Origin of the sequence: Pseudomonas sp. Bc-h (genome assembly GCF_002080045.1) — a bacterium.
Lineage (GTDB): Bacteria > Pseudomonadota > Gammaproteobacteria > Pseudomonadales > Pseudomonadaceae > Aquipseudomonas.
In genome coordinates, this window is the sequence record NZ_MUIN01000005.1 from 125,428 (window position 1) to 149,344 (window position 23,917).

Sequence of the window (23,917 nt, forward strand, 5' to 3'; positions counted from 1 at the left end):
GATGCCCGCTCAACAGATCACCATCATCAACAAGCTGGGCCTGCACGCCCGCGCCGCTGCCAAGTTCGTTGGTGTTGCCGGCAAATATCCCTGCCAGATCCGCGTCGGCCGCAGCCCGGACAGCATGGTCGACGGCAAAAGCATCATGGCCGTAATGATGCTGGCCGCCGGCAAGGGAACAGAAATTCATCTGTCCACCGAGGGCGATGACGAAGGCGCAGCGCTCGCGGGCCTGATCGAACTGATCAATAACAAGTTTGACGAGGGCGAGTGATCGCCCTCTACTCGCGCTTGCGGGCACAGTAAATTTCTTGAGTAATTCGACCGGCTTTTCGCACTCAAAGCCCTGATCGTCAACCAGCCCCCTCAAGCACGGACCAGCTTGGAAACGCTGCTGATACCGATTTTTCAGTAGCCATTACCTTTTGCCAGAGCTGATCGATGCCACTTTCCGCAGCCCTATCCTCCCCAGAACGTCGGTCCCGGCCGGAGCGGATGCTGATGTCCGGCAGCGTGCTGGCGGTGGTGGCGATTCTGCTGATTGTCACCTCGCTGCTGATTCGCGAGTACGGGAACGCGACCGAAACGGCGGTGCGTTCGGCCAACAACGTGGTGCAGTTGATTGACGCCGATGTGCAGCGCAATGCCGACCTTTACGACACCTCACTCAAAGGCATGATTTCCGCCTGGCAGGACCCGGAGGTGCGGTCGATCTCGCCGCAATTGCGCCAGCAGGTGTTGTTTGATCGCTCGACTGCAGCGCCCTACAAGGGTGATCTGGTGATCATGGATGAGACGGGCGCGATCGTGGCCGACTCCGTGTCTATCATCCCCAGAGAGGACAACTTTTCCGACCGGCCCAGCTTCGCCAGACACCGCGAAAGCGCATCTCTGGATCTACTCGTAGACGGACCGTTCAAGGCGCGCTGGGGATTCAAGGATTGGTGCATCAGTTTCAGCCGCCGCATCCCCTCGCCTGATGGGAAATTCGTCGGTGTCGCCAGTGCCTCCATGCGACTTTCATACTTCAAACGCCTCCTCAGAACGCTCGACGTCGGCCAGGGCAGCACCGTCGGCCTGGTGACCACCGAAGGCCTGCTGTTGGCGCGACAGCCCGATCCGGGAAATCAGGACTACATTGGCAGGGACTTCAGCCGCCTGCCCAACTTTCAGCGGATTCTCAAGGAAATCAATGGCAGCTTCAGCGCCACCTCAGACCTCGATGGCATTCAGCGCCTCTACACATTTTCCCGCGTAGGAGACCTGCCGCTGATCGTGGTCATCACGCAGTCGAGGGACGAGGTCTACGCCGTCTGGAAGCGCAACGCACTATTGGTGGCGAGCGCAACCGGAGTTCTCTGCCTGGGTATTCTCTGGCTGTCCTATCTGCTCGGCAAGCAGTTGCGTTTGCGCTTTCAGGCCGAGCGAGAGCTGGCCGAACTGGCCTCGACAGACGGCTTGACCGGGTTGGCCAATCGACGTCATCTTGATTACGTGATGAAGCAGGAATGGTCACGCGGCATACGCTCAGGGAAATCGCTATCGCTGCTCATGATCGATGTCGACCACTTCAAGGCGTTCAATGATCGCCACGGGCACCACGGCGGCGACGTCGCATTGCGCAATGTTGCGCGGACGCTGGCTGCATCCATTCGCCGACCAGGCGATTTGGCCGCACGTTACGGTGGGGAGGAGTTTTTAGTGGTGTTGCCGGAAACCGATCTACAGGGCGCTCGCGTCATCGCGGAAAAAATCAGGGTAGCCATCGAAGCGCTTCCACCCTTCGCCGGGGATCGGCAATCTGTCACGGTCAGTATCGGTATCGCCTGCCAGCGGCCAGCTTCCGGGCTCAAGCCATCACAGCTGTTCGATGACGCAGACAAAGCGCTTTATCAAGCCAAGCGCAATGGGCGCAATCGCGTCGAGCTCGCTGTCGAGCACGTTATCCAGACGTAAAAAAACGCCAGACTGGCTGGCGTTTTTTCACTTAAGAACGGGCTGATCAGCTCGCTCTACGCACGCTGTCACGCAGTGCTTTGACTTTGTCGTGGTTGGCCTGGACACCGGTCAACTGGCGTTGAATCAGGGTCACAACATTGGCAGGCAAGCCTTTTTCGACGGCCTTCTGCTGTGCGTCTTTGTAAGCCTTGAGCGCATGGTCTTCACCGCGCTCTACTTCATTCAGTACGGCCTCATCGCTTTTGCCGGTGACCGCCGCTTTCAGTTCGACCCACATGCGATGCACCGCACCGCTTGCGCTGGAAGAGTCTTCCGGATCGCCGCCCAGTGCACGCACTTCGGCTTGAAGCTCACGCACGGCTGTTGCGCATTCTGAAGAACGAGAAAGGAAGTACGCTTTGATCTCAGGGTTCTTGATGTCTTCGGCGCTGGTGTGAAAACCTTTCTCGCCGTCTTTGCTGGTTTCGATCAGATCATTCAGTACCGAAACCGCTTCTTTGTTGATATCTGTCATTTTGCTATTCCTTTCTGGCAGGTTGATCGAAAGAGTTGAGTCACGAAAACATTCGATAGAGTAACTATTGCACCCCGCATGCCAGCTTTTTGCATCAGATAATATCTTTATTTATCAATAGGTTATATTTAGCAAGAGACAGTTCCATCTCGCTTTATGCATGATCTGCAGGTTGGCGCACATGCAGAATGCACGTATCTTCCAAGTTCATTAAAAACGACCAACGGCGGCAGCATGAATCCAGAGAAACTCAAACTTCTGGTCACTCGAGAAATGCCCTACGGCAAATACAAGGGGCGCCTGCTGGCCGATTTGCCGGGGGATTACCTGAACTGGTTTGCCCGCAAGGGATTCCCAACCGGAGAGCTGGGCAGCCTTCTCGCACTAATGCATGAGATAGATCACAACGGTCTTTCAGCACTGCTCGATCCACTGCGCACGCGGCCACGCGAACCCCTGCGTGAAAGCGCTCTGAAAACGCCTATTCGCTTTTCTTGAATTTACCGACCGAATGAGTGGCCTGATGACCAGTGTTCAAACTGCTGTAACGGATTCTGCAATCGAACGAGCCCGGGATGAGGCGTTCTGGCGAAACGTCGCCGGCCAATACGACGTGGAACCGGGGCCCATCAACTTTGAACACGGCTATTTCGGGCGCATGACCCGAGAAGTGCTGAAAACCTACGAACACCATTTGGCCTACGTCAATCGCAGCAATTCGGTGTACGTGCGCCAGCGCTTCGATACCGACGACAGCGAAATCATCCGCGCCGATCTGGCCGGGCTTCTGGAAGTCTCTGCGCAGGAAATTGCGCTCACCCGCTGCGCGTCGGAATCCCTGCAATCGCTGATCCGCAATTACAACGGCCTGCAGCCCGGCGATCAGGTGTTGATCAGCGATCTGGACTACAACAGTGTGCAGACTGCCATGCGCTGGCTGGGGAAAAATCGCGGGGTCGAAATCATCGAAATAACCCACGCACATCCAGCAAGCTACGACTCGCTGCTTCAAACCTATCGTGACGTTTTTGCTGCACATCCCCGGCTCAAGTTGATGGCACTGACCCACGTCACCCACCGCACCGGGTTGGTAATGCCAGTTCGGGCCATCGCGGCGGCAGCAGCAGAGCACGGGATTGACGTCATCCTCGATGGCGCCCATGCCTTGGGGCAGCTGGATTTCAATCTTTGCGAGCTGGGCGTCGCCTTCGCGGGGTTCAATCTGCAGAAATGGATGGGCGCGCCGTTAAGCCTTGGGTTTATTTATGTGAAGCGGGATCGGATATCCGCGATAGATCCGGACATGGGTGACAGGCGCTACGCCCGCGACGACATCCTGGGCCTCGCCCCTTATGGCACACCCAATATTCCGGCACTGATGACGCTGCCCAAGGTCTTCGCCGAACATCGCGAGATCGGGGGCTCAGCAGTGAAGGGGGCGCGTCTGGCGTATCTGCGGGATCTCTGGGTTCGCGAAACTCGCCAGATAGAAGGCATCGACGTGCTCACCCCGGATGATCCCCGCCTCTACTGCGGCATCACCTCATTTCGCTTCAGTCGTCACGCTGATCAGCAGCGCATGACCCAGCAGCTACTGGATGAGCACGGCATCTTTGCGGTGGCACGAGACGGATCGGCGTGCGGACCTTGCATCCGCATCACGCCAGGCTTCATCACTTCTGCCGATGACGTCGCAAGGCTGACCGAAGCCCTGCGGGCGTTGGCGTGATTGGCGCAGTGCGATGAGCTGTAGCAAAAAATGCGATGCCCCTTGGGAGGGGCGCCGCCAAAGCTTCATGAAAAGCGAACTACAAAGGAGCGATAAAGATACCCGGGCGAATTGGAGCCAATGCGGTACATATTTATCGCCCTCAAATTTATCTTTATTACCCTCAAAAAAAGGGCAAAAAAAACGGCGTTCCCGACCAAGGAACACCGTCAAACAGCCATGCAACAACGACTTCTGTAGCGGCGCCCCAAGGCGCTGAATTCATCATCTGACGATGATTAGACCACCCCCGTCATGAACGGGAGCTGTCGGAGATCAACCCGCGGGGCGCGTGAAGCAATTCTTTTAATCAAACAGCTTCATTCAATCAAACAGCTTCAGTCGAACAGCGCGATCGCTTCGGCAGTCGCTTCAGTGATTCGACCCCAGTCACCATTCTTGACCCAGGCGTTGTCGATCATCCAGGTACCGCCGACGCACATCACGTTCGGCAGGGCCATATAACTTTTCAGATTGGCCGCGCTGACGCCGCCAGTAGGGCAGAAACGCACTTCCGGGAATGGACCGCCCAGCGCCTTGATCGCGCCGACGCCGCCGCTGATCTCGGCCGGGAACAGCTTGAACCGGCGGTAGCCCAGTGCATAACCGATCATGATCTCCGAGGCACTGCTGATACCTGGCAGCAGCGGCAGTTCGCTCTGCGCGCCAGCTTCCAGCAGATCCTGAGTGCTGCCTGGGGTGACGATGAATTGCGAGCCGGCTTCTTCCGCCGCCTTGAGCATGTTGCGGTCCAGAATGGTGCCAGCACCGACACACAGTTCAGGACGCGCATCACGCAGGATGCGGATGGCTTTCAGGCCGAATTCGGAGCGCAGGGTAATTTCCAGCGCGTTCAGGCCGCCTGCCGCCAGCGCGTCGGCCAGGGGCAGCACGTCCTGTTCGCGTGCGATGGTGATGACCGGCAGAATCTTTGCTTTTTTGCAGAGTTCGTCGATCTGGGCAATCTTGCTCGCCATGCTATTCAACGGCTGTTTCACTTGGGTATTTTCCATGGCGGCTGATCCTTTGCTTATGGGCACCAGTAGATCTCTAAAGACGGGTTAAGGAACGCACGGACCGGCATTTCGGCGAGATCATCGCCTGCCAGCGCCTTGCGCAGGGTTTCCAGTTTTGCCTGCCCGGAAACGGACAGGATCGGTGTCGTTGCCGACGCCAACAGGGAACGCGTCATGGTCAGACGCTGATGAGGGATGCTCGGTGCCAACATCGGAAGGCAACGGCGATCGCTGTCCAGATCCAGCGCCTCGGCAAGATTCGGGCTGTCAGGGAACAGCGACGCAGTGTGGCCGTCATCCCCCATGCCCAGCACCAGGACGTCAATCTTCGGCAGTTCTTTCAACGCTTCATCCGTGGCTGCCGCTGCTTCGTCCAGCGTCGTGGTCGGGCGATACAGGCTGAAAAAACCCGCCTCGGCCGCCGGGCCTTGAAACAGGAATCGCTTGAGCAGGCCGGCATTACTGTCGGCGTGCTCGGTCGGCACCCAGCGTTCATCGGCCAGGCTAATGACGACCTTCGACCACTGGATCGGTTTCTGCGCCAGCACCTGGAAGAACGCCACCGGGCTCTTGCCGCCAGACACCACCAGCGTCGCGACGCCGTGTGCATTGTTTTCGATGGCCGCGCTCAAACGCTCGGCCACATGGTCCGCCAGCGCATTGGCCAAGAGTTCGGGGTTATCGAATTCCGAGGTTTTCAGACCAGCCGGAAATTCAAGTTCACATATCGCCATACCAGGACCTCCCGTCACGAGTAATAAGCGCAATGGAACTCATAGGGCCCCAGGAGCCCGCTGCGTAAGGCTTGGGCGCATCGCCCGCCTTCTTCCAGCCTGCGATCAGCTGGTCGCACCACTGCCACGCATACTCGATCTCATCTTTGCGGACAAACAGGTTCTGATTGCCACGCATGACCTCCAACAACAACCGCTCGTAGGCGTCCGGGATGCGGGCGCTGCGGTAGGCGTCGGAGAAGCTCAGTTGCAAGGGGTTGCTGCGCAATTGCATGCCTTTGTCCAGCCCCTGGTCCTTGGTCATCACTTGCAGCGAAATACCTTCATCTGGCTGCAGGCGGATGATCAGGCGGTTGCTGATCTGCATCCGCTGTTCAGGGGCGAAGATGTAGTGCGGCGGTTCCTTGAAGTGGATCACGATCTGCGACAGCTTCTGCGGCATGCGCTTGCCGGTACGCAGATAGAACGGAACCCCGGCCCAACGCCAGTTACGGATATCGGCACGAATGGCAACGAACGTTTCGGTGTCGCTCTGGGTGTTGGAGTTCTCCTCTTCCAGATAACCGGGAACCGGTTTGCCTTCGCTGTAACCGGCGATGTACTGCCCACGCACCACTTGGGTCGCCAGGCGTTCCGGAGTGAACGGCGCCAGCGCCTTGAGCACTTTTACCTTTTCATCGCGGATGCTGTCGGCGGACAGATCGCTGGGTGGGTCCATCGCAATCAGGCACAACAACTGCAGCAGGTGATTCTGAATCATGTCGCGCAATTGGCCAGCCTGATCGAAGTAGCCCCAACGGCCCTCGATCCCTACTTTCTCCGCCACAGTAATCTCGACGTGGGAAATGTAGTTCTGATTCCATTGGGTTTCGAACAGGCTGTTGGCAAAACGCAGTGCGATAAGGTTCTGCACTGTGTCCTTGCCCAAATAGTGGTCGATCCGGTAAACGCGGTTTTCCGGCAGGAACTTGGCCACCGCGTCGTTCACACGACGTGAAGACGCAAGGTCGTGTCCGATGGGTTTTTCCAGCACGGCACGGGTGCGATCGGTCAGACCGACCAGCGCCAGGTTTTCACAGATCGCGCCGTACACCGAAGCCGGTGTGGCGAAGTAGGCGATCATGGTTTGCGCGTCGCCCACTTCTTCGGCCAGCGCGACGTAATCGTCGCCCTTGAGGAAATCCACGTGCAGGTAACTCAGGCGCGCCTGAAAACGCTCCACGTGTTCAGTTTCAAGCTGGGCTTCGGGGACGAAGCGACGCAGGCTCTTGTCGATATAAGCCAGATGCTCCTGGGGAGTACCGGGCTCACGGGCCAAGGCAAGGATTCGGGTCTCGGCATGCAGCAGTCCAGCACGGTCCAGCTGGTACAACGCAGGAAACAGTTTGCGCACAGCCAGGTCGCCCAGGGCGCCGAACAAGGCAAATGTGCACGGTTCAACCGTAATCGAGAGCATAATGTTGGTTCTTTTATCAAGTTAGGCTACAAATACCTTTTTTAAAGGCGTTACTCAAGGCCAAATGTAGTAATAACCACAACATTTCTTCAGAAACCACATTACAGTGGTGATCACCACAGGCCCTCAGTACGATAGGCCACCTTTGCTACAGGCTAAAGGCCCCAATGAGCACCTTTTTGATAAAGGCCCGCAGATCAGCCTGTTGCAGCTTTATAAGAAGGACTTTGAATGGACCGCGTACGCAATCTTCTGGAGCAGATCCAGAGCCGTCTTGAAGAACTGAACAAGGCCGAGCGCAAGGTCGCCGAGGTCATTCTGAGCAACCCTCAGCAGGCGACGCGCTTCAGCATCGCCGCGCTGGCGCAGGCCGCCAAGGTCAGCGAGCCGACGGTCAACCGCTTCTGCCGCTCGTTCGACGTCAGCGGCTATCCCGAACTCAAACTGCAGCTGGCGCAAAGCCTGGCCAGCGGCGCCGCCTATGTCAGCCGTGCGGTGGAGGCCGACGACAATCCCGAGGCCTATACCCGCAAGATCTTCGCCAGCGCCATCGCCTCGCTGGACAGCGTCTGCCAGGTGCTAGACCCGAATCTGATCAGCAAGGCTGTTGATCTATTGATTCAGGCGCGGCAGATTCACTTTTTCGGCCTCGGCGCCTCGGCACCGGTGGCGCTGGATGCTCAGCACAAGTTCTTCCGCTTCAATCTGGCCGTAACCGCCCATGCCGACGTGCTGATGCAGCGCATGCTGGCGTCGGTGGCGCATACCGGCGAGTTGTTCGTGATCATTTCCTACACCGGCCGCACCCGCGAACTGGTGGAAGTGGCACGCCTCGCTCGGGAAAACGGCGCATCGGTACTGGGATTGACAGCCGCTGATTCGCCATTGGCCAAAGCCAGCACGCTCAGCCTGAATATTCCACTGCCAGAAGACACCGACATCTATATGCCGATGACGTCGCGGATCATTCAACTGACGGTGCTCGACGTACTTGCCACGGGCATGACCCTGCGCCGTGGGGTGGATTTCCAGCCGCACTTGCGCAAGATCAAGGAAAGCCTCAACGCCAGCCGCTATCCGGTGGATGATGAGTTGAATTGACGGTCAATGCACCAAATGCGCCTGCAGGCTCAACCGGGCCTGCTGCCCTGGCGCAAGACTCAGGCAATCGTCCACACCGGACACCGCTTCAACCCGCAGAAAACCCATCGCTTCGCTGCCGCCCACGCCCAGCAATGGCCGACTCCCCGGATGCCAGATGGCGGTATTGAGGCTGTCTCGCGTGTCGATGCTCAAACGTCGCTGCCAGGCCGCATCCTGCAATTCCAGCCGACCGGCATGATCGAAGACCCTCTGACAGCTGCCCAGAACGCGTAACTCGCCCTTTTGCTCACAGGCACTGCGACTGATCCCGTCATAGCCCTGAGCGCCATCCAGCCCCTCCAGCGCCACGTCCGCGATATCGCTGATGCGCCAGTAAGCATGCAACGCATGACCAAACTGGCAAGGCTCGCTGTCCTCATGTTGCGTTTCCAGGCGCAGGTCCATGCCCTGCCCCAGTTCGGCGTAGAGATCGGCCTGCCAATCCCACAGCGACAGGCGCCAGTGCAGCGACACACCTTCGTCGCGCTCCTGACTCTCGATCAGCTTCCAGTCGAGCAAACGGCCCCAGCCATTGGCCGGCCAGCCGCCTTCGCCGGGATGACGCCCCACCCAAGGCCAGCAAACGGGGACGCCACCGCGGATCGCACCTACCTGCGGCCACTGCGAGGCGCACCACAACCAAGGCTTCTGACCGGTCGGTTGAAAGTGCAGCAGCTGTCCACCCTGGCGGCTGAACACGGCCTGACATTGCGGGTGATTGATGACCAGCACATCACGCAGTTGGTAACGCTCCCACTGGAAGGTTGGCTGCGGCCTTGCGCAGGTGAAGAAGCGTTGCAGAGGATGCTCGAGCGGTCCTGTGTCACCGATGGCCATTGCTGTCTCGTGTCAGAGAGTTGATTCGTGCTGCTAGAGGTCGGTGTTGCCTGCAACCTATTTTGATCCAAAAAAAACGCCCCGAAACCGGAGCCAGTACCACACAAAAAAAACGGGCAGCCAGGCTGCCCGTAAAGCACACACGACCCTTGATCGTTTGTGAAGCACATCAGAGAGAGATGTGCGGAGGAGCGGTCCGCACAACGGTGTAGCGTTTAGAACTTGGACTGAATCTTCAGACCGGCAACCAGAGCGTTGTCAGCTTCGGTCACACCACCTGGGTTCTTCACGTACTGCAAGTTCGGACGCACGGTCAGCCAGTCGGTGACGTGGAAGCCGTAGTAGATTTCCGAGTTGTATTCGCTGGTCTGAACCGGCTGGAACAGTGGATCGTCGTAATCGGTCGCACCGTTGAACGCGTTCTGTTCACGCTGAGCGTCACGAATGTCGTCGTTCACGTGGATGTGAGCGATACCGATACCGATGTCATCCTTCGGACGGGCATCGAACGGGCCTTTGTAGACGAAACCGATCTGCTGGTAGCTGTCGACGAAGTTGGTGGCTTTGTCATGCACAGTGGCGTTGGCGAAGATGCTCAGACCACGCGATGCGTCACCGTTGTGGCTGGTCAGCTGTTGCTGAGCCACGACCCACCAGCCGTGCTTGTCCTTGTGAGACTTGAAGTCACCGCCGAAGATGCGCTGGTTCTGACCATCTGTGTTTTCAGCCACGTCATCGGCACTTGGCGAGCTGAGGTAGTAACCCACGCGGTATTCGCCTGGCAGCGAGTTGACGCTCGGGGACCACACCAGTTCCACCGGAACCACGGTGCCTTTGGCGCCGCTGCCGCTGAGCTTGAAGCTGTTGCCGGTTTCCAGGTACGAAGGGTTCTGCTCGTAGACACCGATCTGGGCGAAGACTTCCGGCGTGATGTTGTACTTCACACGCAACGCCCACTGACTGACTGGCCAGTTGTACCAGGTGTTCACGTAGTTACCCACTTGCGAACCGCAGAACGACAGGTTCTGGAAGTCGCATGGGAAGCTGTTGAAGTCCTCACCCTCACCGAAACGACCGACCTTGATGTCCAGGGCGCCGTCGAAGTACTTCTGCTTGACCCACATCTGCGTCAGACGCCAGGTCTGACCACGACCCCAGACTTCTTGCGAGGAGCTGAGGGTGCCGGCGCGCGGATCGCTGATCCGGTCGTTGGAAATGTTGTTACCGCTACGCTCGGTGATCGCCAGCTTGAATTCCGCATCATGCCAACCGAGGATTTTCTGCAGATCCATCTGCACGCCGAACGCGAACTGGTCGCTGTAGCGGCCGGTCGTGTCGTCGTTGTAGCCGCCATTGAGGTTGGAGCCTGCCTCACCTACGTACTCGATGGGGAAGTCATAACCCTTGTCGTACAGTTCCTGGCGCAGACCGCCCCAGTCGCCGGTAAGGTGTTCGCTGGCTTTGAAAGGCTCCATCGCGGAGGCCGTTCCGGACAACGTCAACGCACTGAGAACCGACAACCCACCGATAAGCTGAAACTGGTTAAGCGATTTGCCTGTTACCTTCTTCATCCCTTAAATCCTCGTTTTATTGTTATTAGCTTTAAACAGCGTTGTAACCACTTGCTTCGTGTGCCTGACGGGCCTTTTTTACGGCAGAAATCAACCCGTCAGATGTGCTCGTCGACGCAGTGCTCCTGCGTGCGGGATCAGTTGCGGTTGAGCCGCGTGACGTTCCCCATGCTTTCAGCGGCCTGCGACTTTCCCAATGCCCCCAGACGTTCACCGGTCTTGGCGTCGAACAGCAACACCTTGCTCGGATCGAACTGCAGGGTCAGGGTTTCCCCCACCGCTGGCGCGACATCCGGCGCCAGGCGGCAGCAAACCTTGCTCTCGTTCAAAGTAACGAAGACCAGCGTGTCCGGACCGGTCGGCTCGGTGACTTGCACCTCGGCGCGAATGGTCGGCATTCCTGCAGTTTCACCGGACGCTAGCACGATCTGTTCAGGGCGAAGGCCCAGAATCACCTCACGGTCTTCAAGCCCTGCATCGCTCATGCTCATCGGCAATTCGCAGCGCGCCTGACCGCTGTCCAGCAGCGCCACCAGACGACCGTCCTTGCGTTGCAGGCGCAGCGGAATGAAGTTCATCGGCGGCGAACCGATGAAGCTGGCGACGAACAGGTTGGCCGGATCGTTATAGATCTGTTTGGGCGTACCGAACTGCTGAATGATGCCGTCCTTCATGACCGCCACTTTGTCGCCCAGAGTCATCGCTTCGATCTGGTCGTGGGTCACGTAAACCGTGGTGGTCTTCAGGCGCTGGTGCATCAGTTTCATTTCGGTGCGCATCTCGACCCGCAGCTTGGCGTCGAGGTTGGACAGAGGCTCATCGAACAGATAGATCTTCGGACGACGCGCCAGTGCACGGCCCATGGCCACACGCTGTTGCTGACCACCTGAAAGCTGGCCCGGCTTGCGATTGAGCAGGTGCTCGATCTGCAGCAGCTTGGCGACCCGAGCGACTTCTTCGTCGATGGCCGACTGGCTCATCTTGCGAATCTTCAGACCGAATTCGATGTTTTCGCGAACACTCATGGTCGGGTACAGCGCGTACGACTGGAACACCATGGCGATGTCACGATCTTTCGGACTCATGCCACTGACGTCCTGATCGCCGATCATGATCGCGCCGCCGGTAATGTTTTCCAGGCCCGCGATGCAGTTCATCAGGGTCGACTTACCGCAGCCCGAAGGACCGACCAGGATCAGGAATTCGCCATCCTTGATCGACAGTTCGATGTTCTTCAGGGTGTCCGGCAGGCCGGCCCCGTAAGTCTTGTTTACATTGCGAAGTTCGAGCGTTGCCATGATTACCCCTTGACTGCGCCGGCCGTCAGCCCGCGCACGAAATACTTGCCGGCGACCACGTAGACCAGCAGGGTCGGAAGACCCGCGATCATCGCTGCCGCCATATCCACGTTGTATTCCTTGACCCCGGTACTGGTGTTGACCAGGTTGTTCAGCGCCACCGTAATGGGCTGCGAATCACCGCTGGAGAACACCACACCGAACAGGAAGTCGTTCCAGATCTGAGTGAACTGCCAGATCAGGCAGACCATGATGATCGGGGTCGACATCGGCAGAATGATCCGCCGGAAAATGGTGAAGAAACCGGCACCGTCCAGGCGCGCGGCTTTGACCAGCGCATCGGGAATGCTGACGTAGTAGTTACGGAAGAACAGCGTAGTAAAGGCCAGGCCGTAGACCACGTGAACGAACACCAGCCCCGTAGTGGTACTGGCCAGGCCCATCTTGCCCAGCGTGAAAGAGGCTGGCAGCAGGACGGTCTGGAACGGCAGGAAGCAACCGAACAGCAGCAGGCCGAAGAACATCTGCGAACCGCGGAAGCGCCACATCGACAGCACGTAGCCGTTCAACGCACCGATCGCGGTGGAGATCAGCACCGCCGGAACGGTGATCATGATCGAGTTCCAGAAGTAGCCTTTTACCGTGGCCCAGGCCTTGACCCAGCCGATGCCGGTGACTTCGGCCGGCCAGCTCAGCAGGTTGCCGGTGCCAATGTCTTCAGGCGATTTGAAGCTGGTGAGCAGCATCACTACCAGCGGAATCAGGTAGATCAGCACCGCGCCGATGAGCACGGCATAGATCGCGATCCGGCTCAGGCTGATGGAAGGTTTGGCGGCGAGACTAGTCATTGCGCTTGGTCCTCAGCTCGGAATACAGGTAAGGCACGAGGATGGCGAGAATCGCACCGAGCATCAGAATTGCACTGGCCGAGCCCATACCCATCTGGCCACGGCTGAAGGTGAACGAGTACATGAACATCGCAGGCAGATCGGATGAGTAGCCCGGGCCGCCAGCAGTCATGGCAGCGACCAGGTCGAAGCTCTTGATCGCAATGTGCGCCAGAATCATCACCGCGCTGAAGAACACCGGACGCAGGCTTGGCAGCACCACTTTCCAGTAGATCTTGGGCATGCTTGCGCCATCGATCTGGGCCGCACGAATGATGGATTGATCCACGCCACGCAGGCCGGCGAGGAACATCGCCATGATGAAGCCCGAGGCTTGCCACACAGCGGCGATCACCAGGCAGTAAACGACGCGGTCAGGATCGATCAGCCAGTCCAGACGGAAGCCTTCCCAGCCCCAGTCACGCAGCAGTTTGTCCAGGCCCATGCCCGGGTTGAGCAGCCACTTCCAGGCAGTACCGGTGACGATCATCGAGAGCGCCATCGGGTACAGGTAAATGGTGCGAATGAAGCCTTCACGACGAATGCGCTGATCGAGGAACACTGCCAGCATTACGCCGACCACCAGGCTGATGCCGATGAACATGCCACCGAACACCGCCAGATTCTTGCTCGCGACCCACCAACGGTCGTTGTCGAACAGGCGTGCATATTGCGCCAGACCCACGAATTTGTAGGTCGGCAGGAAAGTCGAGTTGGTGAACGACAGTACGAACGTCCACAGGATATAGCCGTAGAAGCCCACCAATACGATGAACATGCTTGGCGCCAGCACCAGTTTGGGTAGCCAGCGCTGCAGTGCATCGAACGGCGAGGCTTTGCTGAACACAGCAACAGAACTCATTGGAAGCATCCACTTTGAAACGGTCAGGTCCAGGCCACAGTCGTGCGTGAAACCGGATGAGACGGTTTCATCAGCACGAACTGCGGCTGGGGTTTACGTATTGCGCGAAACGACTGCCTGGTGCCTGCTTACTTCGCCGACTTGATCGCCGCAGCAAGTTTCTTCGCAGTGCTGGCCGGGTCGGCTTGCGGGTCGTTGATGTAGTTGGTCACGACATCGAAGAACGCGCCTTGAACAGCCAGCGTGGTCGCCATGTTGTGCGCCATGCTTGGCTGCAGGCCACCGGTCTTGGCGTCCTCCAGGAAGTCCTTGGCGGCGGTCTGGGCGCACGAGTCAAAACCGTACTTGCCCATGTCGCTCAACATGTCGTTGCGAACCGGGATCGAGCCCTTGTTGATGCTGAAGACTTTCTGGAAGTTTTCACCCAGCACGACTTTGGCGATGTCCTGCTGACCGGCAGCAGTGCCCGCGTCTTTCTGCTTGAACACGGCAAGGGAGTCGATGTTGTAGGTGAAGGCCTTCTCGGTGCCCGGGAAGGCTACGCATTCATAGTCCTTGCCCGCGACTTTCTTGGCAGCGGTCCACTCGGACTTGGCCCAGTCGCCCATGATCTGCATGCCGGCCTTGCCGTTGATGACTTTGGCGGCTTCCAGGTTCCAGTCCTGGCCTTTGCCGTCGACGTCCATGTAGGTCGCGACTTTCTTCAGCTCGGTCAGGGCCTTGACCATTTCCGGACCGGTCAGCGCGCCGTTATCCAGATCGACCAGAGCTTTTTTGTAGCCATCGGCGCCCATCACCGAAAGCACGACGGCTTCGAAGACGGTGCTGTCCTGCCAAGGCTGACCGCCGTGGGCCAGTGGGATGAAGCCGGCTTTCTTGAGCTTGTCGCCCGCGGCGTAGAATTCTTCGAGGGTGGTCGGGGCTTTTTCGATGCCAGCTTTCTTGAAGACTTCAGGGTTGATCCACAGCCAGTTGACGCGGTGAATGTTCACCGGCACGGCCACGTAATCACCGTCGTACTTCACGGTATCGGAGACTTTCTTGTCCAGCAGGCTGTCCCACTTTTCCTGCTTGGCAACGTCCTTCAGGACATCGGTGTCAAGCAGGCCGGTAGAGGCCCATTCCTGGATGTCGGGACCTTTGATCTGAGCAACGCCAGGCGGGTTGCCAGCCACAGCGCGGCTCTTGAGAACCGTCATCGCGGTCGCACCGCCGCCGCCAGCGACAGCGCCGTCTTTCCAGGTGAATCCGTCTTTTTCAACTTGAGCCTTGAGCACATCGACAGCCGCTTTTTCGCCACCAGAAGTCCACCAGTGGACGACTTCGACAGTGCCTTTGGAATCAGCGGCCATGGCGCTCAGAGGGAACAACGAGGCGAGAGAAACGAGTGCTGCGAGACGGGTAATCGAATTCATCTATTTAACCTTTATTGTTGTTATGCATGAGCAAGTCTTGGCGCTTGCGCTGCATGGATTCTAAACAACGTGCTAGAGCGGACGGTAACGAAGGGATGCGCGAATGTCACCGGACGGTTACATGAAGAAAAACGTTTGCGACCGCGTTATCTGAACGCTAAACGAGCTGTAGCCGTCCGGCTGACGGCGCTAGCGATTATCGAGGACACCACTGTCGGCAAGCCGTGCTGCCAACGTGCTGCCAAAGCGTTGCGCACAAGGCTGAAAGGCCGGGTTATTCCACACCGCGCGGCAGATACAGCGTGACCCGCAGCCCGCCCTCGCGCAGGTTCTGCAGCGTCACTTCACCGCCGTGGCTGTGGGCAATGTTTCGGGCAATCCCCAGGCCCAGGCCGTAGCCCTGCTGCTGTTTGCCGGCCAGACGAAAATGCGGTTCGAACACCTGTTCCAGCCTTTGTTCAGGCACGCCAGGCCCCTCATCCTCGACATGCAGCACGAACGCCTCGGCATCGTCTTCAATGTACAGGTGCGCTTTGTCACCGTATTTGATGGCGTTATCGATCAGGTTGCCCATACAGCGTCGCAGTGCCAGCGGTTTGCCGTAAAACATCGACATCGCTTTGCCTTTCAGCGTTACTGTGCCGCCGCCATTGGGCCCCAGATACGGCTCGATCAGGCAGTCGAGCGCGTGATTGAGATCCACAGGCTCGATGTTCTCGTGGATGTCGGTGTCCTTAACGCATTGCAGCGCCCCCTTGACCAGCAGCTCGAGCTCGTCGAGATCGCGGGTGAATTTGAACTGCATTTCCTCGTCTTCCAGCAGCTCGACGCGCAGACGCAAGCGTGTGATCGGCGTGCGCAGATCGTGGGAAATGGCGCTGAACAACTGCCCACGCTCGGTCAGATAACGGCTGATGCGATCACGCATGGTGTTGAAGGCCCGAGTCACTTCGATCACTTCGCTGCCGCCCCCCTCCACCACCGGCTCGACATCTGCCCCCAGCGACAGATCCCGCGCAGCCCGGGCCAGGCGTTTGAGCGGACCGCTCTGCCAATGCACCAGCAGGCCGATGAACACCAGCAGGAAGATGCTCGTCAGGCCGATGAACCAGACCTGCTGCGACGGCAGGCCTTCCTCTTCGAGCATGGTGTACGGCTCAGGCAACAGCGAAGCGATGTACAGCCATTCACCGGGTGACAGCTCGATCTGCGTCACCAGAACCGGCGGATTCACCGGCTCCAGCGTCAATGCGTAATGGGCCCAGGAACGCGGCAGTTCATCGAGCTTCAGGCCGCTGTTGAAGATGCGCAGATCCTCGGGACGCACGAAGCGAACCAGGATGTCCGGGTCGGCCCCAAGGTTCTGCCGCAGCACCTGCCCGACTACGTTGATCACCGCTGACTTGCGCACCGTGGGCTCCAGCACCTGCATGTCCAGCGGTCGATCATTGAGCGATACGAAAAAGCGCGTCCCGCCCATGCTGCGCAGCTGATCGAGCACCAACGGCCTGAACGCAACGGGCAATGATCGGAAGTAACTGACGCTCGCAGCCATGGAAAAACCCAGGCTGCGGGCGCTGGTGACCAGGCCTTCCATCTGCGTGGCGCGCAGTTGAGACAGCCAGATCAGGCTGGATAAGGTCTGTGCCAGCAACACCGCCAGCAAGGTCAACAGCAGCATGCGCCCCAGCAGCGAGCGCGGTACCGGCAGACGGCGCTTTTTTTCGGTCGACATCGGCGATCAGTAACCGTTGCTGGCTTGCGGCAGCACGTTGGCCGCCAACAGATAACCGCTGCCTCGCACCGTACGGATAAGTCGCGGCGCCTTGCCGGTGTCCCGCAGACGCTGGCGCAAGCGACTCACGGCCATGTCGACGATCCGCTCCAGCGGCATCAGCTCACGGCCACGGGTGGCGTTGCCGATGGTGTCGCGGTCGAGGATCTGCTGCGGGTTGTCGAGAAACAGTTTGAGCAGCGCGAAATCGGCGCCAGACAGAATCACTTCTTCGCCGTCGTTGTGGAACAGCCGATGGCTGACCATATCCAGACGCCATTCATCGAACACCAGCACCTCGCCTCCGGCACGTTCCTGGCCGAACTGGGCACGACGCAGCAGTGCCTTGATCCGGGCCTGAAGCTCGCGAGGGCTGAAAGGCTTGGCCATGTAGTCGTCGGCGCCGAGCTCCAGACCGATGACGCGGTCGGCCTCGTCGGAGCTGGCGGTGAGCATGATGATCGGAACATGAGGCTGACGCGGGTGCTGCCTGACCCAGCGGCAAAGGCTGAAGCCGTCTTCGTCGGGGAGCATGACATCGAGAATCAGCAGGTCGCTCGGCTCGTCGTTGAAGGCCTGACGAAACTGGGCACCGTCGCCGACGGTGCGCACCTGGAAGCCGGAGCGGCTCAGGTAGGCTTGCAGCAATTCACGAATCTCCTGGTCATCGTCGACCACCAGAATCGATTTACTGACAGCGTTCACGTTGGTCGTCCTTGTAAGCACTGGAATTGTTGTTATGAGAGAAGCAGCTGCAAGCCTCAAGCTCCAAGCCTCAAGAAAAAGCAGGGCCGTGCGCGGTCGCTCTTGCAGCTTGTAGCTTACAGCTGGCGGTTCGCCGCGGCCTGATCCAGCGCCACGCCAGCGCCCATCAGGCCCGGATACTCGGCGGTTACCAACCACACTGGCACATCCTTGAAGTAATCCTTCATCAGGCCCTTCTGCGCCAGCGCCTTGTTGAAGCCGCTCTGCTTGAAGAACTCGATGAACCGCGGGATCACGCCACCGGCAATATACACACCGCCGCGACCGCCGACAGTCAACACATTGTTACCGGCCACGCGACCAAGGAATACGCAGAACTGTTCCAGCACCGCGCTGGCTACCGGATCGCCACTGACCGCGGCCGAAGTAATGGCAGCAGGCGACTTCAATACCGGCTCGATTTCATCCAGCGCGCAGCTGACCCGGTACAGCAGCAACAAACCGGCGCCGCTCAGAATCGTTTCGGCACTCACGTGCTCGTGCTCGGCCATCAGGCGCGTCCACAGCAACGCCTCGCGCGCAGTACCAATAGGAAGATCGACATGCCCGCCCTCCCCCGGCACGGCGGTCCAATGGCTTGCGCCAGTGCGGATCAAGGTGCCGACGCCCAGGCCGGTGCCGGGACCGATCACCACGCGAGCAGCGTTCGGATCGCCCTTGCCGTGGCGCACTGTCAGGTATTCATCCTCACGCAGGCGAGTCATGCCCAGCGCCATGGCGGTGAAGTCGTTGACCATGATCAGGTTGTCGATCTTCAGCGCTGCGCAGAACTTCTGACGATTGATCTTCCAGTGACTGTTGGTGAAATGGAAATCATCACCGGTCACAGGCCCCGCCACCGCCAGGCAGATAGAGCCGACATCGCCCAGCTGCAGCTCCAGATCCTGTAAATAGATCAGCAGAGCCTTTTCGGGACTGGCGTAATCGACCGTCGGGAAGACCCGGATCGAATGCAATTGATCGTCTTCCCAAATGGCAAAACGAGCATTTGTGCCGCCGATATCACCCACCATCGCCAATGTCACTTGAGCGTCTCCAGATTCGTAGTGAAGGCGCTGGCGCCCTTCTCTGCCGAGCTGAAGGCCATGCGCATGAAACCGAACAGCTCGCGTCCAGTGCCCACGTTATGGGACAGACTTCCGATTGCCGGCTCTCTGGCCGCCAATTCTGCCGGTTCGACCAGAACTTGCAACGTCCCTTTCACGCCATCTACCCGAATGACGTCCCCATCCCGCACAAGTGCCAATGGGCCACCATCGGACGCTTCAGGGCAAACGTGAATCGCTGCCGGGATTTTCCCCGAGGCGCCGGACATGCGGCCGTCGGTGATCAATGCGACCTTGAAGCCACGATCCTGCAGCACGCCGAGGAACGGCGTCATTTTGTGCAACTCGGGCATGCCATTGGAGCGAGGGCCCTGGAAGCGCATGACCGCAACAAAATCACACTCCAGCTCACCGGCCTTGAACGCATCGGCCAGATCTTGTTGGTCTTCGAATACCTTGGCCGGTGCTTCAACGATCTGATGCTCCAGCGCCACCGCCGAAACCTTCATCACGCCTCGCCCAAGGTTGCCTTCCATCACACGCAGGCCGCCTTCCGGGGAGAACGGGCGAGCGATCGGACGCAGGATGTTTTCGTCCAGGCTCTCGATCGGGCCGTCACGCCATACCAGCTTGCCATCGTCGAGGAACGGCTCCTGGGTGTAGCGACGAAGGCCACGGCCCACCACGGTATTGACGTCTTCGTGAAGCAAACCGGCATCAAGCAATTCGCGGATCAGGAACGACATCCCGCCTGCTGCCTGGAAGTGGTTGATGTCGGCTTTGCCGTTTGGATAAACGTGAGTCAGGGTCGGCACGACTTCCGACAAGTCGGCCATGTCCTGCCAGGTCAACTGAATGCCTGCGCACTGCGCGATGGCTGGCATGTGCAGTGTGTGGTTGGTGGAGCCACCCGTCGCGTGCAGGGCAACAATCGAGTTGACCAGCGAACGCTCGTCCACAATCTCTCCGAGTGGGATGAATTCGCCGCTCTGCTTTGTCAGACGCGTTACCTGGAAAGCCGCTTCGCGGGTCAGGGCATCGCGCAGCGGTGTGTAGGGATTGACGAAGGAGGCGCCTGGCAAGTGCAGCCCCATGACTTCCATGAGCAGCTGGTTGGTGTTCGCCGTGCCATAGAACGTGCAGGTGCCCGGGCCGTGGTAGGACTTCATTTCAGAGTCCAGCAGCTCCTCGCGGGTCGCCTTGCCTTCGGCGTAACGCTGCCGCACGTCGGCTTTTTCTTTGTTGGAAATGCCCGACACCATCGGTCCACCCGGCACAAAGATCGTCGGCAGATGCCCGAAACGCAGGGAGCCCATCAGCAGCCCCGGCACAATCTTGTCGCAAATACCGAGCATCAGCGCCGCATCGAACATGTTGTGCGACAGGGCGACCGCCGCTGCCATCGCAATGACTTCCCGGCTGGCGATACTCAGTTCCATGCCCGGCTCGCCCTGGGTCACGCCATCGCACATGGCCGGCACACCGCCCGCGAACTGACCGACCGAGCCGATTTCACGCAGGGCCTTTTTGATCTGTTCGGGAAAGTGTTCGTACGGCTGATGCGCCGAAAGCATGTCGTTGTACGAGGAAACGATGGCGACGTTGGCCGCGTTCATCATGCGCAGGCTGTTCTTGTCTTCGGTGCCACACGCCGCGACGCCATGGGCGAAGTTGGCGCATTGCAGTTTGCCACGCATCGGTCCGTCGCTCGCCGCGCCCCGGATCAGTTGCAGATAGCGCTGACGGGTTTCACGGCTGCGAGCGATCAGCCGTTCGGTTACCTCAAGGACGCGGGGATGCATTGTCATGAACTCCAGGCTAGCGGATGTGGTCACCCGTTCAGGCCCTTTCAAAACTGGTGACAATTCGCGGCCTTGAAGAAACGCTTCAGCAAAGGCTTTGATTTTCAAACAGTTGAAACGGCTTTACGGGTTTCTATTTGTAGATAAAACAAAATACTGCCACTAAAAGGGCTTGTTTTCTATTTTTATGAGAATAATCTTGTAATTCCAACAACAAATTTACTGAGGACGGGTGTATGACTCTCCGCATCGCAATCAATGGCTTTGGCCGAATCGGCCGCAACGTCCTACGTGCACTCTATACCCAAGGCTACCGTCAGGACCTGCAAGTCGTCGCCATCAACGATCTGGGCGATAGCGAGATCAACGCCCACCTCCTCAAATACGACACGGTTCACGGCCCGTTCGACGGCACCGTGGAGCACGACAAGGAAAGCCTGACGGTCAATGGTGACCGTATTTCGGTCAGCGCCATTCGCAACCCGGCCGAGCTTCCGTGGAAGTCCGAGAACATCGACGTCGTATTTGAATGCACCGGCCTGTTCACCGACCGCAACAAGGCTGCCGCGCACATCACCGCCGGCGCCAAGAAGGTCATTATCTCAGCCCCGGCCAAGGGCGCAGACGCTACTGTGGTGTATGGCGTCAACCATGACGTGCTGCGTCAGTCCCACCAGGTCATTTCCAACGCCTCGTGCACCACCAACTGCCTGGCGCCTGTCGCACAAGTGCTGAACCGCGAACTGGGCATCGAAAGCGGCTTGATGACCACAATTCACGCTTACACCAACGACCAGAACCTGATCGACGTCTACCACACCGACCCATACCGCGCGCGCTCGGCCACTCAGTCGATGATCCCGAGCAAGACTGGCGCCGCCGAGGCCGTCGGCCTGGTACTGCCGGAACTGGCAGGCAAGCTGACCGGCATGGCGGTTCGGGTTCCCGTGATCAACGTATCGCTGGTAGACCTGACCATTCAGCTCAAACGCGATGCGACCGCCGATGAAGTCAACGCGATCATGAAAGAAGCCGCGCAGCACTCGAAGATCCTGGGCTACAACACCCTGCCGCTGGTGTCCCACGACTTCAACCACAATCCGCTGTCGTCGATTTTCGATGCGAACCACACCAAAGTGAGTGGTCGCTTGCTGAAAGTGCTGGCCTGGTACGACAACGAGTGGGGCTTCTCCAACCGTATGCTGGATAACTGCCTGGCGTTGATGAACGCGGAATAAGCAGTCCGAAGGCATGTATTCATGCCCTTACCCTGTAGCAGTCCGGCTTGCCGGCGCAGCGTTCTGAAGATCGCTACCGCCGGCAAGCCGGACGGCTACAGAGACTGGGTCATGTCCGTGGAAGATTGCGCGTCGGCGACCGTCTAAAACGCGGCTCTTTACAAATTCTTTGCAACTTCCCACCTTGCCAAGTCGGTAGATGATAAGCATTATCATTCGCTGAATTTCTGGTCGGGTATCCCTGTGAGTCAGTCGCACTTCAATGACGTTTTCCTGGCAAGGCGAACGATTCTGCTGCGCACTTTGCAACGCATGGTCCGCAATCCCAGCACCGCCGAGGATTTGCTGCAGGAAACCTACCTGCGGGTGACCCGTGCGCTGGGCGAGCGAGCCATCGATCATCTCGAGCCTTTCGTGTTTCAGACCGCACGTAACCTGGCGCTGGATCACCTGCGAGCCAAACGCATTCATGCGCGCACCATCGTCGACGATGCGCCTATCGCCGATATCTACAACGTCGTTGCGCCCGATGCTGCACTAGAGGATGCCGCCCACGCCAATCGCGTGCTGCAAAGCCTCAACGCCAGCCTGGAAAAGCTCACGCCCCGACAGCAGAAAATCTTTACCCTGAGTCGACTCAACGGTTGCAGCTACCTGGAAATCGCCGAGCAGTTGGGCGTTTCCGCCAGCACCGTACAAAAGGAACTCAAGCTGATCATGGCGATATGCGTCGGGGTTGCTGCCCGGCTCGAACGCTGATGAGAGCGGCTTGATCCATAATCCATAAGAAAACCGGCGGCAATGCGGCGACCCTCTCGCTAAACTCCCGCCCCACACCGTGTATCCGAGGACGCTCCTTGACGGACTCTCACTCACCTGGCCCGCGTCAGGCAGCCGATGTGCTGAATGACGACGCCATGGATCAGGCACTGAACTGGCTGATCGAACTGGAAGGCGCCGACGCCGGACAGCAAGCCCGTTTTCAGGACTGGCTTGCGGCCGACCCTGCCCATGGCGAAGCATTCGCCAAAGCCGAGGCTGCCTGGAATTCGCAACCGGTACTGGAAGCCGCTGTGAAAATGGCCACGCCGAAAAAGCCCTCGGTGTTGCGCCGCCTGCGCCCACACTGGGTACCGCTCGCGACTGCTGCCGTGCTTTTGCTGGGCTTGTTCAACTTCAGCGACTTGCCCCTGCGCCTCAAGGCCGATCACCTGACAGTCGCCGGAGAGCGCCAGCGGTTGGAGCTTTCGGATGGTTCGAAGGTACTACTCAATACTCGATCTGCATTCTCCAGCGACCTCGACGACCGCCAACGGATCGCTCGGCTTTACCAAGGTGAAGCGTTCTTCGAAGTGCCCACAGCCAAGGGGCTGCCCCTGGAAGTCGAAGCCGGCCCGGTGCGCATGAGCGCCAGCAGCACCGCCTTCGCCGTGCGCTATCTGGATGGCGTGGCGCAGATCCAAGTCGAGCGTGGCGCAGTGAATGTGCAGGCGACCAAGGGCAACTCTCAGGTCAGCCTCGGTGCGGGCGACAGTCTGCGGGTCGGCCCCGAAGGTTTCGGCCATCGTGAAAAGATCGACCAGAGCAAAGACCTCGCTTGGGTTCAGGGCCGCTTGATCTTCGATAACTGCCCGCTGAGCGAAGTGCTCGCCGAATTACGCCGCTACTACCCCGGCTGGATCGTCAATGCCAATACCCGACTGGATCAGGTCGCGGTGACCGGAAATTACCGCCTGGACAACCCCATCGATGTGGTCCGCTCCCTCGCCCAGATCACGTCTGCGCGCCTGCACGAATTGCCAGCGCTGGTGATTCTCAATTGAGAATAATTA

General features: G+C 58.8%; 22 protein-coding genes. 8 read left to right on the top strand and 14 right to left on the bottom strand.

The window, feature by feature from the left end:
• Position 1 precedes the first annotated feature (1 nt).
• Both BWR59_RS09400 and BWR59_RS09405 read left to right on the top strand, forming a co-directional pair.
• Positions 2–274 (top strand): HPr family phosphocarrier protein, encoded by a 273-nt coding sequence (locus BWR59_RS09400; RefSeq protein WP_081565369.1) that lies wholly within the window; start codon positions 2–4, stop codon positions 272–274.
• Positions 275–495: 221 nt separating this feature from the next.
• Positions 496–1,956 carry a sensor domain-containing diguanylate cyclase gene (locus tag BWR59_RS09405; protein WP_081565370.1) on the top strand — a complete coding sequence of 487 codons (1,461 nt, stop codon included), beginning with the start codon at positions 496–498 and terminating at the stop codon, positions 1,954–1,956.
• A gap of 46 nt (positions 1,957–2,002) precedes the next feature.
• Here BWR59_RS09405 and BWR59_RS09410 read toward each other — a convergent pair whose 3' ends face one another.
• Positions 2,003–2,473: a PA2169 family four-helix-bundle protein gene (locus BWR59_RS09410; RefSeq protein WP_081565371.1), complete on the bottom strand. Its 471-nt coding sequence runs from the start codon at positions 2,471–2,473 to the stop codon at positions 2,003–2,005.
• Positions 2,474–2,707: 234 nt separating this feature from the next.
• Between BWR59_RS09410 and BWR59_RS09415 the strand changes: the two genes are divergently transcribed.
• On the top strand, positions 2,708–2,971 hold the full coding sequence (locus tag BWR59_RS09415) for a DUF3820 family protein (RefSeq protein ID WP_081565585.1): 264 nt from the start codon (positions 2,708–2,710) through the stop codon (positions 2,969–2,971).
• Between the two features lie 25 nt (positions 2,972–2,996).
• Complete coding sequence (locus tag BWR59_RS09420) at positions 2,997–4,202, top strand: aminotransferase class V-fold PLP-dependent enzyme (protein WP_081565372.1); 1,206 nt, start codon at positions 2,997–2,999, stop codon at positions 4,200–4,202.
• Positions 4,203–4,579: 377 nt separating this feature from the next.
• On the opposite strand, the gene BWR59_RS09425 is transcribed toward BWR59_RS09420, so the two are convergent.
• From BWR59_RS09425 to zwf, 3 genes are read right to left on the bottom strand one after another with little or no spacing between them, the layout of a single operon-like run.
• Positions 4,580–5,254: a bifunctional 4-hydroxy-2-oxoglutarate aldolase/2-dehydro-3-deoxy-phosphogluconate aldolase gene (locus BWR59_RS09425; RefSeq protein ID WP_081565373.1), complete on the bottom strand. Its 675-nt coding sequence runs from the start codon at positions 5,252–5,254 to the stop codon at positions 4,580–4,582.
• 17 nt (positions 5,255–5,271) lie between these two features.
• Positions 5,272–5,991, bottom strand: coding sequence for a 6-phosphogluconolactonase (pgl, locus tag BWR59_RS09430; protein ID WP_081565374.1), 720 nt, complete (start codon positions 5,989–5,991; stop codon positions 5,272–5,274).
• On the bottom strand, positions 5,978–7,447 hold the full coding sequence (gene zwf / locus BWR59_RS09435; protein WP_081565375.1) for a glucose-6-phosphate dehydrogenase: 1,470 nt from the start codon (positions 7,445–7,447) through the stop codon (positions 5,978–5,980). The genes pgl and zwf overlap by 14 nt, the downstream gene beginning before the upstream one ends.
• Positions 7,448–7,678: 231 nt before the next feature.
• On the opposite strand from zwf, the gene BWR59_RS09440 reads away from it, so the two are divergent.
• Positions 7,679–8,548: a MurR/RpiR family transcriptional regulator gene (locus tag BWR59_RS09440; protein WP_081565376.1), complete on the top strand. Its 870-nt coding sequence runs from the start codon at positions 7,679–7,681 to the stop codon at positions 8,546–8,548.
• A gap of 3 nt (positions 8,549–8,551) precedes the next feature.
• Here the strand turns inward: BWR59_RS09440 and BWR59_RS09445 are convergent, their stop codons facing one another.
• The 10 genes from BWR59_RS09445 to edd all read right to left on the bottom strand — a co-directional run bounded on the left by BWR59_RS09445 (position 8,552) and on the right by edd (position 20,847).
• Positions 8,552–9,427, bottom strand: coding sequence for a D-hexose-6-phosphate mutarotase (locus BWR59_RS09445; protein WP_081565377.1), 876 nt, complete (start codon positions 9,425–9,427; stop codon positions 8,552–8,554).
• Positions 9,428–9,642: 215 nt separating this feature from the next.
• The gene (locus tag BWR59_RS09450; protein WP_081565378.1) at positions 9,643–10,998 is read right to left on the bottom strand and encodes a carbohydrate porin; all 1,356 of its coding nucleotides are present in this window, start codon (positions 10,996–10,998) and stop codon (positions 9,643–9,645) included.
• A gap of 137 nt (positions 10,999–11,135) precedes the next feature.
• The gene (gene ugpC / locus BWR59_RS09455; RefSeq protein WP_081565379.1) at positions 11,136–12,296 is read right to left on the bottom strand and encodes a sn-glycerol-3-phosphate ABC transporter ATP-binding protein UgpC; all 1,161 of its coding nucleotides are present in this window, start codon (positions 12,294–12,296) and stop codon (positions 11,136–11,138) included.
• Positions 12,297–12,298: 2 nt separating this feature from the next.
• The gene (locus BWR59_RS09460) at positions 12,299–13,144 is read right to left on the bottom strand and encodes a carbohydrate ABC transporter permease (RefSeq protein WP_081565380.1); all 846 of its coding nucleotides are present in this window, start codon (positions 13,142–13,144) and stop codon (positions 12,299–12,301) included.
• Entirely contained in the window at positions 13,137–14,045 is a 909-nt protein-coding gene (locus BWR59_RS09465; protein WP_081565381.1) for a sugar ABC transporter permease, read from the bottom strand. The genes BWR59_RS09460 and BWR59_RS09465 overlap by 8 nt, the downstream gene beginning before the upstream one ends.
• A gap of 128 nt (positions 14,046–14,173) precedes the next feature.
• The gene (locus BWR59_RS09470; protein WP_081565382.1) at positions 14,174–15,460 is read right to left on the bottom strand and encodes an ABC transporter substrate-binding protein; all 1,287 of its coding nucleotides are present in this window, start codon (positions 15,458–15,460) and stop codon (positions 14,174–14,176) included.
• Between the two features lie 274 nt (positions 15,461–15,734).
• Positions 15,735–17,195 carry an ATP-binding protein gene (locus BWR59_RS09475; protein WP_081565383.1) on the bottom strand — a complete coding sequence of 487 codons (1,461 nt, stop codon included), beginning with the start codon at positions 17,193–17,195 and terminating at the stop codon, positions 15,735–15,737.
• A gap of 6 nt (positions 17,196–17,201) precedes the next feature.
• Positions 17,202–17,939, bottom strand: a complete 738-nt coding sequence (locus tag BWR59_RS09480; RefSeq protein WP_062384381.1) for a response regulator transcription factor — start codon at positions 17,937–17,939, stop codon at positions 17,202–17,204.
• Between the two features lie 116 nt (positions 17,940–18,055).
• Positions 18,056–19,024, bottom strand: coding sequence for a glucokinase (locus BWR59_RS09485; RefSeq protein ID WP_081565384.1), 969 nt, complete (start codon positions 19,022–19,024; stop codon positions 18,056–18,058).
• Positions 19,021–20,847, bottom strand: coding sequence for a phosphogluconate dehydratase (gene edd, locus BWR59_RS09490; protein ID WP_081565385.1), 1,827 nt, complete (start codon positions 20,845–20,847; stop codon positions 19,021–19,023). Before edd ends, BWR59_RS09485 begins: the two co-directional genes overlap by 4 nt.
• Before the next feature lie 236 nt (positions 20,848–21,083).
• On the opposite strand from edd, the gene gap reads away from it, so the two are divergent.
• The 3 genes from gap to BWR59_RS09505 all read left to right on the top strand — a co-directional run bounded on the left by gap (position 21,084) and on the right by BWR59_RS09505 (position 23,908).
• Entirely contained in the window at positions 21,084–22,085 is a 1,002-nt protein-coding gene (gap, locus tag BWR59_RS09495; protein WP_081565386.1) for a type I glyceraldehyde-3-phosphate dehydrogenase, read from the top strand.
• A 243-nt stretch (positions 22,086–22,328) separates the two neighbouring features.
• Positions 22,329–22,844 (top strand): sigma-70 family RNA polymerase sigma factor, encoded by a 516-nt coding sequence (locus BWR59_RS09500; protein WP_081565387.1) that lies wholly within the window; start codon positions 22,329–22,331, stop codon positions 22,842–22,844.
• 158 nt (positions 22,845–23,002) lie between these two features.
• A complete protein-coding gene (locus BWR59_RS09505; protein WP_081565586.1) occupies positions 23,003–23,908 on the top strand; it encodes a FecR domain-containing protein in 906 nt (301 codons plus the stop codon).
• The last annotated feature ends 9 nt before the right edge of the window (positions 23,909–23,917 follow it).